We start from the raw sequence: 745 nt of genomic DNA, 5'->3' as shown, positions 1-745 counted from the left end.
GTATGCGGTCAACGTCTATCCGGACGGCCATGGCAGCGTCGATGACGTGCTGAAGGCGGCCTGGTCGCACGGCGCGCCGGACGCGCTTGTCGTGCGCGACTGATCTATTTCGATCGCACGGTTGATCCGCCGGAAAAAAGCCTGATAGCTTTGCCCCTGCCAATACCGGCTAACGGGTCGAGCCCTTATGCAGTTTCGCCTTTTTCCGCCCCTCGCTGGGCTTTGCCTGTTGCTGCTTTCCCTGATCCCGGCCAACGCACAGCTTTTCGAAACCAAGGCGGCGCAAGCCTTCATGATCGATGCCGACACCGGCACCGTGCTGTTCGCCAAGGATGCCGACAAGCCCATCCCGCCGGCCTCGATGGCCAAGCTGATGACGATGGAAGTGGTCTTCAACGCCATCAAGTCCGGCCGCATGACGATCAACGACACGTTCCTGGTCAGCGAGAACGCCTGGCGCACCGGCGGCGCGCCGTCCGGCACATCGACCATGTTCGCCAAGCTCAAATCGCCGGTTCGCGTCGAGGACCTGATCCAAGGCGTGACGGTGCAGGCCGCCAATGACGGCTGCATCGTGCTGGCCGAGGGCATGGCCGGCTCGGAGGCCAATTTCGCCGTGCAGATGACCGAGCGCGCCCGCGAACTCGGCCTGCAGAAATCGACCTTCGTGAACGCCACCGGCCTGCCGGCAGACGGCCAGCAGACGACGGTTCGGGAGCTTGCGCAGCTGGCGCTGCATATCTGG

The 745-nt window shown here is 63.8% G+C and carries 1 protein-coding gene; it reads left to right on the top strand.

Annotated elements, in window-relative coordinates:
- Positions 1-187: 187 nt before the first annotated feature.
- Positions 188-745: serine hydrolase (locus tag EOA33_RS37460; RefSeq protein ID WP_145989590.1), on the top strand; the 558-nt coding region annotated here is incomplete at its 3' end.

Origin of the sequence: Mesorhizobium sp. M4A.F.Ca.ET.050.02.1.1 (genome assembly GCF_003997725.1) — a bacterium.
Lineage (GTDB): Bacteria > Pseudomonadota > Alphaproteobacteria > Rhizobiales > Rhizobiaceae > Mesorhizobium.
Note: the sequence above shows the minus strand (reverse complement) of the source record. Positions and strands in the feature narration are given on the sequence as shown.